This is a genomic window from Novimethylophilus sp., assembly GCF_036504375.1.
In the GTDB taxonomy this organism is placed as follows: Bacteria; Pseudomonadota; Gammaproteobacteria; order Burkholderiales; family Methylophilaceae; genus Novimethylophilus.
Map to the genome: position 1 here is coordinate 1 of NZ_DASXVH010000030.1, position 14,364 is coordinate 14,364.

Here is a 14,364-nt window from a genome sequence, read left to right on the forward strand (position 1 = left end):
TGGCACCACAAGACAGCTTGCCGCGCTCGTGGCAAGCGCGATCCCCAAAGCCGAGCCTGGTCAGGACCCGGCGACGCGCACATTTCAGGCTCTACGGATTTTCCTCAATCAGGAGCTTGAGGAATTGTCGCTAGCATTGCCGCAATGCGCCGATCTGCTGGCGCCGGGGGGGCGGCTGGCGGTGATCAGCTTCCACTCGCTGGAAGACCGCATCGTCAAGCGCTTCATACGTTCGCAGCAGGACAGGGATGAATTGCCGGCCAACTTTCCGGTGCGCGCGGTCGATTTGCCGCCTTCGCGGTTGGTGGCGGTGGGCAGGGCGATGCATGCGTCGGCGCAGGAAGTATCGGCCAATCCGCGCGCGCGCAGCGCGGTGTTGCGTGTGGCTGAAAGGACGGCGGCGGTATGAGCCGGGAGCAGGTTCACGGCGTAGCCGGGATATTGGCGCGGACACGTTACCAGCGAAGCTGGCCGTTTGCGGGTAGCGCCGATGTCCAGCCGCACCAGCGCTCTCGCGATACCGGGTCGCAGCTGGTACCGTCCGCGATTACCGTCGGCCGCCGACGCGATAGTTTTTACGTTGCCGAAATGATTTCGGAGGCGGCGGCATGACCAAGCTGAACATTATCCTGTTCGCTATCGTCATTGCCTGTTCGCTCGGCACCGTGACTTCGCAGCATCAGGCGCGCAAACTATATATAGAGTTGCAGCAGCAGCAGGAATTCTCGCGCCAGTACGACGTCGAATGGGGCCAACTGCAGCTCGAGCAGAGCACATGGGCGATGCATGCGCGGATAGAGCAGATCGCCACCGGTCATCTGCACATGCAGGTCCCCGACATTGCGCGCATACAGGTAGTCCCGCCCGTAACGGCACGCAGTGAGGTTGGGGGAGCGCGCTGATGGCGATGGCGCAGCCCATTATCCTGCTGCCGACTTGGCGCCGGCGCGCCCTGCTGATAGCCGTGTTGACGTGTTTTGCGGTGCTGCTGGGGCGGGCGATCTACCTGCAGGGCATGCGTACCGATTTCCTGCAGCAGAAGGGGGATGCGCGTTACAGCCGCACGCTGGTGCTGTCCGCACACCGGGGCATGATGGTGGACCGCAATGGCGAGGCACTGGCGATCAGCACGCCGGTGGAATCGGTATGGGCCAGCCCGCCGGATGTGACTATCAATCCCGACCAGCTGAAGCAGATGGCGCAGCTGCTGCGGATCAAGCCTTCCGAAGTCGGCACGAAGCTGGAAAACAGCGAGCGCGAATTCATCTATCTCAAACGTCGCATGCCGCCGGAAGAGGCGGCGCGCGTCATGCAGCTGAATGTGCCAGGGGTGTTCCTGCAGCGCGAGTACCGTCGCTTTTATCCCGCAGGCGACGTGGCCGCACACCTGATCGGTTTTACCGGCATGGACGACAAGGGCCAGGAAGGGGTCGAACTGGCCTATGAGGATTGGCTTTCCGGCAAATCGGGCAGCCGCCGCGTGATCAAGGACAGGCAGGGCCACATCATCGAAGACCAGGAAGCGGTCAAGGTGCCGCAGGATGGGCACGACCTGGTGCTGGCCATCGACCGCAAAATCCAGTACCTGGCCTACCGCGAACTGGCGCGCGCGGTGGAGCAGCATAAAGCCAAGGCCGGAGCTATCGTGGTGCTGGACAGCCGTACCGGCGAGGTATTGGCATTGGCCAATCAGCCATCCTACAACCCCAACCATCCGGTCAATATCGCCGGGCGTTCGCGTAACCGCGCCATTGTCGATATTTTCGAGCCGGGTTCGACGCTCAAGCCTTTTACCGCTGCGGCGGTGCTGGAGGCGGGCACGTACAAACCCGACACCATGATCGACACCGGCAACGGCACGCTGACCATCGGCCGCGCCACCATCCATGACGCGCATGCTGCCGGTGTCATCGATGTCGCACACGTGATCCAGAAATCCTCTAACGTCGGCGCCGCCAAGATGGCGCTGTCGCTCAAGCCTCAGGCGTTGTGGAGTGTATTCAACCAGATGGGGTTCGGTTCGCCGGTGCATGCCGGTTTTCCGGGGGAGGCCGCAGGCCGGCTGCGCCCGTGGCAGCACTGGCAGCCGATCGAACAGGCCACAATGGCTTACGGCCACGGCATCAGCTTAAGCCTGTTGCAGCTGGCACGCGCCTACAGCGTGTTCGCCAACGACGGCGAAATCAAGCCGATATCGTTGCTCAAGGTCAAGGAGGCGCCAATCGGCCAGCACGTCATTTCGGCGCAAACCGCGCGCGAGGTGCGCGGCATGCTGGAACTGGTGGTGCAGCCGGGCGGCACCGCACCCAGGGCACAGGTGATGGGCTACCGCGTTGCCGGCAAGACCGGCACCGCGCACAAGCTGATCAACGGAGAGTATGCCAGCGACCGTTATGTGGCCTCATTCATCGGCATGGCTCCGGCGTCCAACCCGCGGCTGATTATTGCCGTAATGATAGACGAGCCGGGCAACGGCCAATATTACGGCGGCGCGGTGGCTGCGCCGGTATTCAGCGCGGTGATGAGCGATGCGCTGCGCATGCTGGCGGTGCCGCAGGATGCACCGACCAATAATGTTGTCATACCACCTGAGAACGCTCAGGAAGTGAAGGAGGTGGTATGAAGAGGAAGCAGGTTCACGGCGCAGCCGGGATGTCGGCGCGGACACGTTACCAGCAAAGCTGGCCGTTTGCGGGTAGCGCCGACAGCCAGTCGCTCCCGCACCAGCGCTTTCGCGATGCCGGGTCGCGACTGGCACCGGCCGCGAATGCCGCTAGCCGCCGAATGAGAAATCGCGATGCAACAACCCCGGTGGGAAAGGGGGCGGTGGTATGAGCGTATTGCAGCAGTTGATGGAGGCCGGTGTAAAACCAAGACGCCTCGTCAGCGACAGCCGCCGGGTCGAAGTCGGCGATGTGTTCGTCGCCTATCCGGGCGAAACCGCCGACGGGCGCGCCCATATTGCCCAGGCTATCGCGCACGGCGCCGCGGCAGTGCTATGGGAGCAGAAAGCAGGGCGCTGGTCGGAAGAATGGCGCGTCACGAATATTGCGGTAGATGAGCTGCGCGAACAGGTCGGCGTGATAGCAGGGGAATTCTTCGACCACCCGTCGCAGAAGCTATGGATGATCGGCGTCACCGGCACCAACGGCAAGACGTCCTGCAGTCACTGGCTGGCGCAGTGCCTGACGCCGCTCGGCCGCAAAACGGCGGTGGTAGGCACGCTGGGCAACGGTTTTCCCCATGCGCTGTCGGAAGCGATCAATACCACGCCCGACCCCATAGCTCTGCAATCGCAGTTGGCCGACTTCGTCGTGCAGGGCGCGCAGGCGGTGGCGATGGAAGTGTCGTCGCATGGCCTGGCGCAGGGGCGCGTTAACGGCATCAGGTTCGACGTGGCGGTACTGACCAATCTGTCGCGCGACCATCTGGATTACCACGGCAGCATGGAGGCGTATGCCGCTGCCAAGGCACAGCTGTTCGGCTGGCCCGAGCTCAAGCATGCGGTGCTGAATGCCGACGATGCGTTCGGGGTGCAGCTGGCTGAGATGCTGCGCGGCCAGGGCAAGCATGTGCTCACCTACGGCCTGGAAAAGGGCGATGTGGCATGCCGCGCATTAAGCCTCAACGAGGACGGCATCGTCATGGATGTCGTCACGCCACAGGGCGGGATGCGGATTGCGGCGCCGGTGTTGGGCCGGTTCAATGCCGCCAACGTGTTGGCGGTACTGGCGGTCTTGCTGGCCTCGGATATCCCGCTGCCGCAGGCTGCGGCAGCGTTGCGGCACATCACGCCGGTGCCGGGGCGCATGCAGCAGTTGGGCGGCGGCGCGCTGCCGCTGGTGGTGGTGGATTACGCCCATACGCCGGATGCGTTGGCCAAGGTGCTGGGCAGCCTGCGCGAACAGTGCCGGGGCAGGCTTTTCTGCGTGTTCGGCTGCGGCGGCAACCGCGACAAGGGCAAGCGCCAGCTGATGGGCGGCATCGCCTCGCGCCAGGCCGATTACTGCATCGTCACCTCGGACAACCCGCGCCACGAGAACCCGCGCGCCATCATCGACGAAATCATCGCCGGCATGGACGGCGACTACCGTATCGAGGAAGACCGCGCGGCCGCGGTCGACAGCGCGATTCGGGCAGCCACGGCCGGCGACATCGTGGTGCTGGCGGGCAAGGGGCATGAAACCTACCAGCTGATCGGCGACCGCAAGCTGCCGTTCAGCGATATCGAGGTGGCACGGCGCGTGCTCGATAGCATGGGAAAAACCGCATGATGACGCTGGCCGAAGCCGCGCTGGCGACCAAAGGCCTGGTCGTGGGCGCGAATGTCGCGTTCAACGCGGTGACCACGGACAGCCGCAAGGCCGCGCCCGGTGACCTGTTCGTCGCGCTTCAGGGCGAGCATTTCGACGGCCACGATTATGTCGCGCAATGCTTCGAGCAAGGCGCGGTTGCGGCGATGATTGGGGAGCGGTCAGCGGTCAGCGGTCAGCTTGCAGCCAAACCGATGCTGGTGGTGGCGGACACGCGGCTGGGGCTGGGCGATCTGGCGGCGCACTGGCGCGGCAAGTTCGCGCTGCCGCTGGCGGCGGTGACCGGCAGCAACGGCAAGACCACGGTGAAGGAAATGCTGGCCGCGATCGTCCGGGTCGCCGCGGGCAATGACGCCGTACTCGCCACCGAGGGTAATCTGAACAACGACATCGGGCTACCGCTGACCTTGTTCAAGCTGGCTTCCCGGCACCGCTATGCGGTGATCGAAATGGGCATGAACCATCCGGGGGAAATCGCCTATCTGACGCGTATTGCCAAGCCCACGGTGGCTCTGATCAACAATGCCCAGCCGGCGCATCTGGAAGGCTTGGGCAGCATGGATGCCGTGGCGCGCGCCAAGGGCGAGATATTTGAAGGGTTGGCCGCGAATGGCACAGCGGCGATCAACGCCGACGATGCTTTCGCGTCTTTATGGAAACAGTTGGCCGCGCCGCACAGCATCATGACATTCGGGCTCGAACAGGCGGCCGACGTGAGTGCCGACTATCGGCTGTCAACCGATGGCAGCGACCTTACGCTGAAAACGCCGCAGGGTCCGATACGGCTGCACCTGGCAGTTCCCGGCCTGCACAACGTACGCAATGCGCTGGCGGCGGCCACTGCGGCGCTGGCAATGGGCGTGGCGCTGGCGGACATCGCTGCCGGCCTGGCGGGCTTCGGCGGCGTCAAGGGGCGGTTGCAACGCAAGGCCGGATGCCGCGGCGTCAGCGTGATTGACGACACCTATAACGCTAACCCGGCATCGATGCGCGCTGCGATCCAGGTGCTGGCGCAGGCCGCCGGAAAAAAGCTGTTCGTGATGGGCGACATGGGCGAGCTGGGGGCGGAAGCGCCCAAATTGCATGCCGAAATCGGCGCGGCGGCCAAGGCGGCCGGTATCGACAGGCTCTACGCCCTGGGCGACTTGAGCCGCGAGTCGGTTAAGGCTTTCGGGGCGGGCGCCCGGCATTTCGAAGCGGTGGAATTTTTGTGGTCCGGCTTGCAGGGCGAACTCGCCAGTGGCGTCACGGTGCTGGTCAAGGGGTCGCGTTTCATGCGCATGGAGCGAGTCGTCGACTTGCTCGCACAACAGGAGAACGCATCATGCTGCTGATGCTGGCGCGCTGGCTGTCGCACGATATACATGCCTTCAATGCGTTCAATTACATCACCTTGCGCGCGGTACTGGCGACGCTGACCGCGCTCTTGATCTCGTTCATGGTCGGCCCCACGCTGATCCGCAAGTTGACCGAATACAAAGTCGGACAGGCGGTGCGCGACGACGGCCCGCAGACGCATCTGATCAAGGCCGGCACGCCGACGATGGGCGGCGCGCTGATCCTGGTGGCGATCGCGATTTCCACGTTGCTATGGGCGGATCTTTCCAACCGCTATGTATGGGTGGTGCTGGCCACGACGATGGGTTTCGGCGTCATCGGCTGGGTGGACGACTGGCGCAAGGTGGTGCACCGCAATCCCAAGGGTTTGTCGGCCGGGGAGAAATATTTCTGGCAGTCGGTGGTCGGCGGCGGGGCTGCGCTCTATCTGTTTTACATGGCAAGCCTGCCGGCGCACACCGAGCTGATCGTGCCGTTCTTCAAGCACCTGGTATTCCCGTTGGGCGGCGTCAGTTTCGTCGTGCTGACCTATCTGGTGATCGTCGGCAGCAGCAACGCCGTCAATCTAACCGACGGTCTGGACGGTCTGGCGATCATGCCGACGGTGATGGTGTCGAGCGCGCTGGCGATCTTCGCCTATGCCGCAGGCCACCTGTATTTCTCCAGGTATCTAGGCATCCCCAACGTGCCGGGCGCGGGCGAGCTGGCGGTGTTCTGCACCGCAATGGCCGGTGCCGGGCTGGGCTTCCTGTGGTTCAACGCCTATCCCGCCGAGGTGTTCATGGGCGACGTCGGGGCCCTGGCATTGGGCGCGGCACTGGGCGCGGTGGCGGTGATCGTGCGCCAGGAAATCGTGCTGTTCATCATGGGCGGCGTATTCGTCGTGGAGACGCTGTCGGTCGCGGCGCAGGTGACCTATTTCAAATTCACCAAATACAAATATGGCGTGGGCCGCCGCATTTTCCTGATGGCGCCGCTGCATCACCACTACGAGCAGAAAGGCTGGAAGGAAACGCAGGTGGTGGTGCGGTTCTGGATCATCACGATGATGCTGGTGCTGTTCGGGCTTTCGACATTGAAGCTGAGATGAGACTGCAACTGAACGATAAACGGGTGCTGGTGCTGGGGCTGGGTGATACCGGCCTGTCGGCGCTGCGCTGGCTGCAACGCCGGGGCGCGCTGCTGTCCGCTGCCGATACGCGCGAGACGCCGCCGGGGTTGGCAGCCGTACGTGAAGAATTGCCTGGCGTGAAAGTGCATCTCGGCCCGTTCCGCCGCGAGGCGTTTGAAATGGCGGAAATCATCGTCGCCAGCCCCGGCGTGTCGCTGGCCGAACCGGAAATCCAAGCCGCGATTGCGCGTGGCGTGCCGGTAGTGGGCGACGTGGAACTGTTCGCGCAATACAAGCCGGCGCATTCCAAAGTGATCGCGATCACCGGCGCCAACGGCAAGAGCACGGTGACGGCGCTGACCGGCGCGATGTGCGAAGAAGCCGGGCTGAAAACCGTGGTCGCCGGCAATATCGGCCTGCCGGTGCTGGACGTGCTGGATATGCCTGTCGCCGACGTCTACGTGCTGGAATTGTCCAGCTTCCAGCTGGAAACCATGGCGAGCCTCGCGGCCGATGCCGCGACTGTGCTCAATGTTACCGAAGACCACATGGACCGCTATGCCGGCATGGCCGAATACGCCGCCGCCAAGGCGCGCATTTTCCACGGCCAGGGGGTGCAGGTGCTGAACCGCGAGGACGAGTGGAGCCGCAATATGGCCCTGCCCGGCCGGCAGCAGGTCAGCTTCGGCACCGATGCGCCGCCGGCGCAACACGATTTCGGTTTGCGGCAGCGCGGTGGCGAATTATGGCTGGCGCAAGGCGACATCGACTTGATGAAAGCCGGCGACATGCCTATCGCCGGCCGGCACAACGCCGCCAATGCGCTGGCGGCACTGACGCTGTGCCGCGCCGTCGGCCTGGAATACCCGCCATTGCTGGCGGCGCTGCGCGCATTCAGGGGCTTGCCGCACCGCGTGGAATGGGTGGCGGAAATCGGCGGCGTCGCGTTCTACGACGATTCCAAGGGCACCAATGTCGGCGCCACCTGCGCCGCGCTGGCCGGGCTGCCGCAAAAGGTGGTGCTGATCGCCGGCGGCGACGGCAAGGGTCAGGATTTTTCGCCGCTCTTCGAGCCGGTGGCGCACAACGCGCGTGCCGTGGTGCTGATCGGCCGCGACGGTCCGCAGATCGGCCGGGCGCTGGCAAGTGCCGGCGTGCCGGTGCTGGCCGCGAGCAACATGGAACAGGCGGTGCGGATCGCCCGGCAGGCGGCCCAAGCCGGCGATGCCGTGCTGCTGTCGCCTGCCTGCGCCAGCTTCGACATGTTCCGCAATTATGCGCATCGGGCCGAGGTTTTTATCACTGCGGTGCAGCAGCTGGCAAAGGAGGCTGCCTGATGTACATGGTCACCCGCAAAGAGCGCATTACCGCGGCGACCTACGACCAGGGGCTGCTGTGGGCGGTGCTGCTGCTGTTGGGCTTCGGGCTGGTGATGGTGTATTCCGCCTCCATCGCGCTGGCCGAGGCCGACAAGATGACCGGCCACCAGACCACTTATTATCTGGTGCGCCATGCGATCTATCTCGTCATCGGCGGCCTGGCGGCGATCGTCGCCTTCCAGCTGCCGACCAAGCTCTGGCAACAGCTTGCGCCCTACCTGTTCCTGCTGGGGCTGGCGTTGTTGATTCTGGTGCTGATCCCGGGCGTGGGGCGCGAGGTCAACGGCAGCCGGCGCTGGATACCGCTGGTAGTGGCGACGCTGCAGCCCTCCGAGTTCATGAAGCTGTTCGCCGCGATGTATGTCGCGGATTACACCATACGCAAGGCGGCGCTGATGTCCAGCTTCACCAAGGGCTTTCTGCCGATGCTGGGGGTGATGCTGCTGGTGGGCGGCCTGCTGCTGAGAGAACCCGACTTCGGCGCGTTCGCGGTAATCGCCTCGGTGGCTGTCTCCATCCTGTGGCTGGGCGGTATCAACGTGCGCATATTCATCGGCCTGTTGGGCATGCTGGTGGTCGGTTTCATCTTCCTGATCTGGAGTTCGCCGTATCGGCTGCAACGCATCACCGGCTTCATGGACCCGTGGGCCGACCCGTTCGGCAAGGGCTACCAGCTGTCGCACGCGCTGATCGCCTTCGGCCGCGGCGAATGGTTCGGCGTGGGCCTGGGCGCCAGCGTCGAAAAATTGCTCTACCTGCCGGAAGCGCATACCGACTTCCTGCTGGCGGTGATCGCCGAAGAGCTGGGTTTCGTCGGCGTGCTGGCGGTGGTGATGCTGTTCGCCTGGATCGTGATGCGCGCGTTCGGCATCGCCAAGGAGGCCATCCTCAACGAACGGCACTTCTCCGCGCTGCTGGCGCAGGGCATAGGCGTGTGGCTGGGGGTGCAGGCGACCATCAACATGGGCGTCAACATGGGCATCCTGCCGACCAAAGGTCTCACCCTGCCGCTGCTGTCGTTCGGCGGCAGCGGCATCGTCGCCAACTGCGTTGCGCTGGCGGTACTGATGCGGATTGATTGGGAAAACCGCCGACTCGCCAAGGGGATGCCGGCATGAGAGCAGTCATGTTGCAACCGCACTTTGCCAGGAACGATATGTCGGCGGTTTCGGTGCAGGCTAACTTGCGCCAGCAAGTTAAGTCCCGAAGGGACGGCCATAGCCAGAATCCTCTTATTGAGGGAATGCCCGCATGAGCACTTTGATGGTCATGGCGGGCGGCACCGGCGGCCACGTCTATCCGGCGATGGCGGTGGCGGATGCGCTGCGGCAGAAGGGCTGGAATATCGTCTGGCTGGCGACCGAGGGCGGCATGGAAAACCGGTTGATCGCGGACAAAGGCTATGCCGTGGCGACGATCCGGATGCGCGGCGTGCGCGGCAACGGCTGGCTACGCTGGCTGGCGCTGCCGCTGAAGCTGGCACTGGCATGCAGGCAGAGCCTGGCGGCGCTCAGGGCACACCAACCCGACGTGGTGCTGGGCATGGGTGGCTTCGCTGCGTTTCCGGGCGGGTTGATGGCCAGGCTCACGCGCCGTCCGCTGGTGATCCATGAGCAGAATTCCGTCGTCGGGCTGACCAACCGCGCTTTGTCCAAATTCGCCGACAGGGTGCTGGCGGCCTTTCCCGCTGCGTTCGGCGCGCGCGCCGAACTGGTCGGCAATCCGGTGCGGGCGGATATCGCCGCGATCGAGGCGCCGCAACAGCGCTTCGCCGGGCGTAGCGGGCCGCTGCGCCTGTTGGTGGTTGGCGGCAGCCTGGGCGCCCAGGCATTGAACGACATCGTGCCGCAGGCGCTGGCGTTGCTGCCGCAAAAACTGCGGCCGCGAGTGATCCACCAGGCCGGCGTCAAACATCTCGACACCCTGATGCATAACTATCAACAGGCCGGCGTCGAGGCCGAAACGCGCACCTTCATCCAGGACATGGCAGACATGTACGCCTGGTGCGACCTGGCGATATGTCGCGCGGGGGCGTTGACCGTCGCCGAACTGGCGGCGGCAGGCGTGCCCAGCGTGCTGGTGCCGTTTCCGCACGCGGTGGACGACCATCAGACCGGCAATGCGCGCTATCTCGCCGACAACGGCGCGGCCATCCTGATCCAGCAGCGCGGCCTGAGTCCGCAGCAGCTGGCGCACCTCTTGGGCAATATCACCAGGGACAAGCTGCTGGAGATGGCCGTCAAGGCGCGCGCGCTCGGCAAGCCCCGCGCGACCGAACAAGTGGCGGGTATCTGCGAGGAATTGGCCCATGCGGCATAAAGTCAAAAACATCCATTTCGTCGGCATCGGCGGCGCCGGCATGAGCGGCATCGCCGAGGTGCTGCTGAACTTGGGCTTCTCGGTCAGCGGCTCCGATCTGGCGGATAATGCCACCACGCAGCGACTGCAGAGCCTGGGCATCAAGGTGCACCAGGGGCACGCTGCGGACAACCTGGTCGATGCCGACGTGGTAGTGGTGTCGACGGCGGTCAACGAGGCCAACCCGGAAGTCGCTGCGGCACGCGCGAAGAATATCCCGGTGATCCCGCGCGCGATGATGCTGGCGGAACTGATGCGCTTCCGCCAGGGCATCGCGGTGGCAGGAACGCACGGCAAAACCACCACCACCAGTCTGGTCGCCAGCATTCTGGCGGAGGCCGGCATGGATCCGACCTTCGTCATCGGCGGCAAGCTGCTGGCCGCGGGCAGCCATGCCTGGCTGGGTAGCGGCGAATTCATCGTGGCCGAGGCGGACGAGTCCGACGCCTCCTTCCTGCATCTGTCGCCGGTGATCTCCATCGTCACCAACATCGACGCCGATCACATGGACACCTACGGCCACGACTTCGGCCGGCTGAAGAGCGCTTTCGTCGAGTTTCTGCAGCGGCTGCCGTTCTACGGCATGGCGGTGCTGTGCGTAGATGATGCCAACGTGCGCGAGATCATTCCGCGCATCGGCAAGCCGGTGATGCCTTACGGGTTTTCCGAGGATGCCCGCATCCGCGCCGTCAACGTGCGCGCCGACGGCGCGCGCATGCTGTTCACGGTGCAGCGCATCAACGGCGTCACCACGGAATTCGACGTCGTGCTCAACCTCACCGGCACGCACAACGTGCTCAATGCGCTGGCGGCGATCGCGGTGGCGAGCGAACTCAACGTCGCGGACGACGCCATCGTGCGCGCGCTGGCCAAATTCGAGGGCGTAGGCCGCCGCTTCCAGAGTTACGGCGAGGTGGCCGCGGTTAGCGGCGGCCAATTCACGCTGATCGACGATTACGGCCACCACCCGGCGGAAATGCAGGCGGTGATCAATGCCGCGCGCGGCGCTTTCCTCGATAGAAGGCTGGTGCTGGCGTTCCAGCCGCACCGCTATACCAGAACGCGGGATTGCTTCGAGGATTTCGTCAAGGTGCTATCGGGCGCCGATGCGGTGCTGCTGACCGAAATCTATCCGGCCGGCGAAGCGCCCATCGTCGCCGCCGACGGACGCAGCCTGGTGCGCGCGATCCGCGTCGCCGGCAAGGTGGAGCCGGTGTTCGTCGAAAGCCCGCTCGACCTGCCGCAGGCGATTCTGGATATGGCGCAAGGCGATGACGTGGTGATCGTGATGGGCGCTGGTTCGATCGGCCAGGTTGCGGCCAAAACTAGGGAACTGGCGGGAGGGGCGGCATGATGGCGCAGCGCCAGGCAACCCGTGGCACGCTGCTGCTGGACGAGCCGATGAGCCGCCATACCAGTTGGCGCGTCGGCGGCAAGGCTGACTGCCTGTATATGCCGGGAGGCTGGGAAGACCTGTCGGCGTTTTTGAAACAGTTGCCGCACGGCGAGCCGGTGCATTTCGTGGGCTTAGGTTCCAACCTGCTGGTGCGCGATGGCGGCGTGCGCGGTACGGTGGTGCTGCTGCATGGCGGTGCGCTGGACGCATTGAAAATGGACCAGGGCCGGGTTTATGCCGAGGCCGGCGTCACCTGCGCCAAGCTGGCCCGCTTCGCTGCGCGCCAGCATCTGCACGGCGCGGAGTTCCTGGCCGGCATTCCCGGCACCGTCGGCGGCGCACTGGCGATGAATGCCGGCTGCCACGGCTCTGAGACCTGGGACGTGGTGCACAAGGCGCTGACGATGGACCGCCACGGCACCGTGCATGAACGCAGCCAGGTCGACCTGGAAATCGGCTACCGCCATGTCGGCCTGCCGGGCGAAGAATGGTTCGTCGCCGCGTGGTTCGACCTGCCTGTGGGCGAAGCCGGCGAGGCGGAGCAGAAGATCAAGAAACTGCTGGCGAAACGCCTGGAAACCCAGCCGCTCAACATGCCCAATGCCGGCTCGGTATTCCGCAACCCGGAAGGCGGCTTTGCCGCGCGACTGATCGAAAACTGCAAGCTGAAAGGCGTTCGCATCGGCGGTGCCCAGGTGTCGGAAAAACACGCCAATTTCATCGTCAATACCGGCGAAGCCACTGCGGCGGATATCGAACGGCTGATTTCCCATGTACGGGACACGGTGCTGCGCGAGCGGGGCGTGGAGTTGCAGCGCGAAGTGCGGATTATTGGAGAGACGCTGTGAGCAGCAATTTCGGAAAAGTCGCGGTGCTGTTGGGCGGCCGTTCGGCGGAGCGCGAGGTGTCGCTCAACAGCGGCAATGCGGTGCTGGCGGCGCTGAAGCGCGGCGGCGTGGATGCCTATGCCTTTGACCCGGCCGCACGGCCGCTGCATGAACTGGAAGGTTTCGATCGTGCGTTCATCGCGCTGCATGGGCGCTATGGCGAAGACGGCACTATTCAGGGCGCGCTGGAGCTGATGGGCATTCCCTACACCGGCAGCGGTGTCATGGCCTCTGCGATGGGCATGGATAAATGGCGCACCAAGCTGGTGTGGCAGGCGGCCGGCATTGCAACCCCGGCGTTCGAGCTGGTGGATGGTGCCAGCGACTTTGCCGCGATCGAAGCCCGTCTCGGCCTGCCGTTGTTCGTCAAGCCGGCCAACGAGGGCTCCAGCATCGGCATCAGCAAGGTGAAGGCGGCGGGCGGGCTGCGCGCGGCTTTTTACGAAGCCACCAAGTACGATGCGCTGGTGATCGCCGAAAGCTTTATCGGCGGCGGCGAATATACCGTAGGCATCCTGGGCGATCAGGCGCTGCCGGTGATCCGCATCGTGCCGGCCAACGAGTTCTACGACTTTGATGCCAAATACCTGCGCGACGATACCCAGTACCTGTGCCCGTGCGGCTTGGCCCCCGAGGTGGAGGCGCGCATCCGTGACCAGGCATTGCAGGCCTTCCGCGTATTGGGCGGCCGGGGCTGGGGGCGGGTGGATTTTCTGATGGACGAAGCCGGGAAGCATTATTTCCTCGAGGCCAACATGTCGCCCGGCATGACCGACCACAGCCTGGTGCCGATGGGCGCGCGCGCCGCCGGCATCGACTTTGACCAGCTGGTGCTGCGCATACTGGAGCTCGCGCATGTGGGATAAACCCGCCGCGATGTTGTGGATCGCCAACCTGCTGTACTCGCTGGCAGCGGTGCTGCTGCTGTACGGCGTGTTGTTCGTGGTGATCCATCTGCCGATCTTTCCGCTGCGCGAGGTGAAGGTGGGCGGCGAGCTCTCCCATGTCACGCGCGAGCAGCTGAAGCTGATCGTCGATCGGCATTTGCAGGGCAACTTCTTCACGCTGGATCTGGTGAAGACGCGCGACGCTTTCCAGAAGCTGCCCTGGGTGCGCAACGTCAGCGTCCGCCGGCGCTGGCCGGACAGGCTGGAGGTGCAGATCGAGGAGCACAGGGAACTGGCGCGCTGGGGCAACATCGCGCTGGTGAATACCTACGGCGAGCTGTTCCATGCGGCATCGGACAAGGATTTGCCGGTGTTCTATGGCCCCGGCGACGGCGTCAGGGAAGTGGCGGAGCACTACCAGCTGTACGGCCGGCTGCTGCAGCCCACCGGATTGAAAGTAACCCAGCTGGCGCTTTCGCCGCGGCGCGCATGGCAGATCGGCACCAATAGCGGCATGGTGGTCGAGCTGGGCCGGGAGCAGGTGGAAAGCCGACTGCAAAAGTTCGTGGAGGCGTATGACCATACGCTGGGAATGCTCAACGTGCAGGTGCGCTATGCCGATCTGCGCTATCCCAACGGTTTCGCGGTGCGCAGGCCGCAAATGCAGGTGACGGACGCCAGGAAGGTGTCCTGAT

14 protein-coding genes are annotated in these 14,364 nt (G+C 64.5%); all 14 read left to right on the forward strand.

The window, feature by feature from the left end:
* Positions 1–409, forward strand: a 409-nt coding sequence (mraW, locus tag VGK14_RS03675; RefSeq protein WP_331507579.1) for a 16S rRNA (cytosine(1402)-N(4))-methyltransferase, incomplete at its 5' end; no start/stop codon positions are given.
* Positions 406–612: a hypothetical protein gene (locus VGK14_RS03680; RefSeq protein ID WP_331507580.1), complete on the forward strand. Its 207-nt coding sequence runs from the start codon at positions 406–408 to the stop codon at positions 610–612. The genes mraW and VGK14_RS03680, both read left to right, overlap by 4 nt.
* Complete coding sequence (ftsL, locus tag VGK14_RS03685) at positions 609–902, forward strand: cell division protein FtsL (RefSeq protein ID WP_331507581.1); 294 nt, start codon at positions 609–611, stop codon at positions 900–902. The genes VGK14_RS03680 and ftsL overlap by 4 nt, the downstream gene beginning before the upstream one ends.
* A complete protein-coding gene (locus VGK14_RS03690) occupies positions 902–2,623 on the forward strand; it encodes a penicillin-binding protein 2 (protein WP_331507582.1) in 1,722 nt (573 codons plus the stop codon). Before ftsL ends, VGK14_RS03690 begins: the two co-directional genes overlap by 1 nt.
* A gap of 208 nt (positions 2,624–2,831) precedes the next feature.
* On the forward strand, positions 2,832–4,274 hold the full coding sequence (locus tag VGK14_RS03695; protein WP_331507583.1) for a UDP-N-acetylmuramoyl-L-alanyl-D-glutamate--2,6-diaminopimelate ligase: 1,443 nt from the start codon (positions 2,832–2,834) through the stop codon (positions 4,272–4,274).
* Entirely contained in the window at positions 4,271–5,647 is a 1,377-nt protein-coding gene (locus tag VGK14_RS03700) for a UDP-N-acetylmuramoyl-tripeptide--D-alanyl-D-alanine ligase (RefSeq protein WP_331507584.1), read from the forward strand. Before VGK14_RS03695 ends, VGK14_RS03700 begins: the two co-directional genes overlap by 4 nt.
* Positions 5,638–6,741, forward strand: a complete 1,104-nt coding sequence (gene mraY, locus VGK14_RS03705; protein WP_331507585.1) for a phospho-N-acetylmuramoyl-pentapeptide-transferase — start codon at positions 5,638–5,640, stop codon at positions 6,739–6,741. The genes VGK14_RS03700 and mraY overlap by 10 nt, the downstream gene beginning before the upstream one ends.
* Positions 6,738–8,099 carry a UDP-N-acetylmuramoyl-L-alanine--D-glutamate ligase gene (gene murD, locus VGK14_RS03710; RefSeq protein WP_331507586.1) on the forward strand — a complete coding sequence of 454 codons (1,362 nt, stop codon included), beginning with the start codon at positions 6,738–6,740 and terminating at the stop codon, positions 8,097–8,099. Before mraY ends, murD begins: the two co-directional genes overlap by 4 nt.
* Positions 8,099–9,259 (forward strand): putative lipid II flippase FtsW, encoded by a 1,161-nt coding sequence (gene ftsW / locus VGK14_RS03715; RefSeq protein WP_331507587.1) that lies wholly within the window; start codon positions 8,099–8,101, stop codon positions 9,257–9,259. Before murD ends, ftsW begins: the two co-directional genes overlap by 1 nt.
* A gap of 133 nt (positions 9,260–9,392) precedes the next feature.
* Positions 9,393–10,460 carry an undecaprenyldiphospho-muramoylpentapeptide beta-N-acetylglucosaminyltransferase gene (gene murG, locus VGK14_RS03720; RefSeq protein ID WP_331507588.1) on the forward strand — a complete coding sequence of 356 codons (1,068 nt, stop codon included), beginning with the start codon at positions 9,393–9,395 and terminating at the stop codon, positions 10,458–10,460.
* Positions 10,450–11,853, forward strand: a complete 1,404-nt coding sequence (gene murC / locus VGK14_RS03725) for a UDP-N-acetylmuramate--L-alanine ligase (RefSeq protein ID WP_331507589.1) — start codon at positions 10,450–10,452, stop codon at positions 11,851–11,853. Before murG ends, murC begins: the two co-directional genes overlap by 11 nt.
* Positions 11,850–12,743 (forward strand): UDP-N-acetylmuramate dehydrogenase, encoded by an 894-nt coding sequence (murB, locus tag VGK14_RS03730; RefSeq protein ID WP_331507590.1) that lies wholly within the window; start codon positions 11,850–11,852, stop codon positions 12,741–12,743. The genes murC and murB overlap by 4 nt, the downstream gene beginning before the upstream one ends.
* Complete coding sequence (locus VGK14_RS03735; protein WP_331507591.1) at positions 12,740–13,648, forward strand: D-alanine--D-alanine ligase; 909 nt, start codon at positions 12,740–12,742, stop codon at positions 13,646–13,648. Before murB ends, VGK14_RS03735 begins: the two co-directional genes overlap by 4 nt.
* A complete protein-coding gene (locus VGK14_RS03740) occupies positions 13,638–14,363 on the forward strand; it encodes a cell division protein FtsQ/DivIB (protein ID WP_331507592.1) in 726 nt (241 codons plus the stop codon). Before VGK14_RS03735 ends, VGK14_RS03740 begins: the two co-directional genes overlap by 11 nt.
* The last annotated feature ends 1 nt before the right edge of the window (position 14,364 follow it).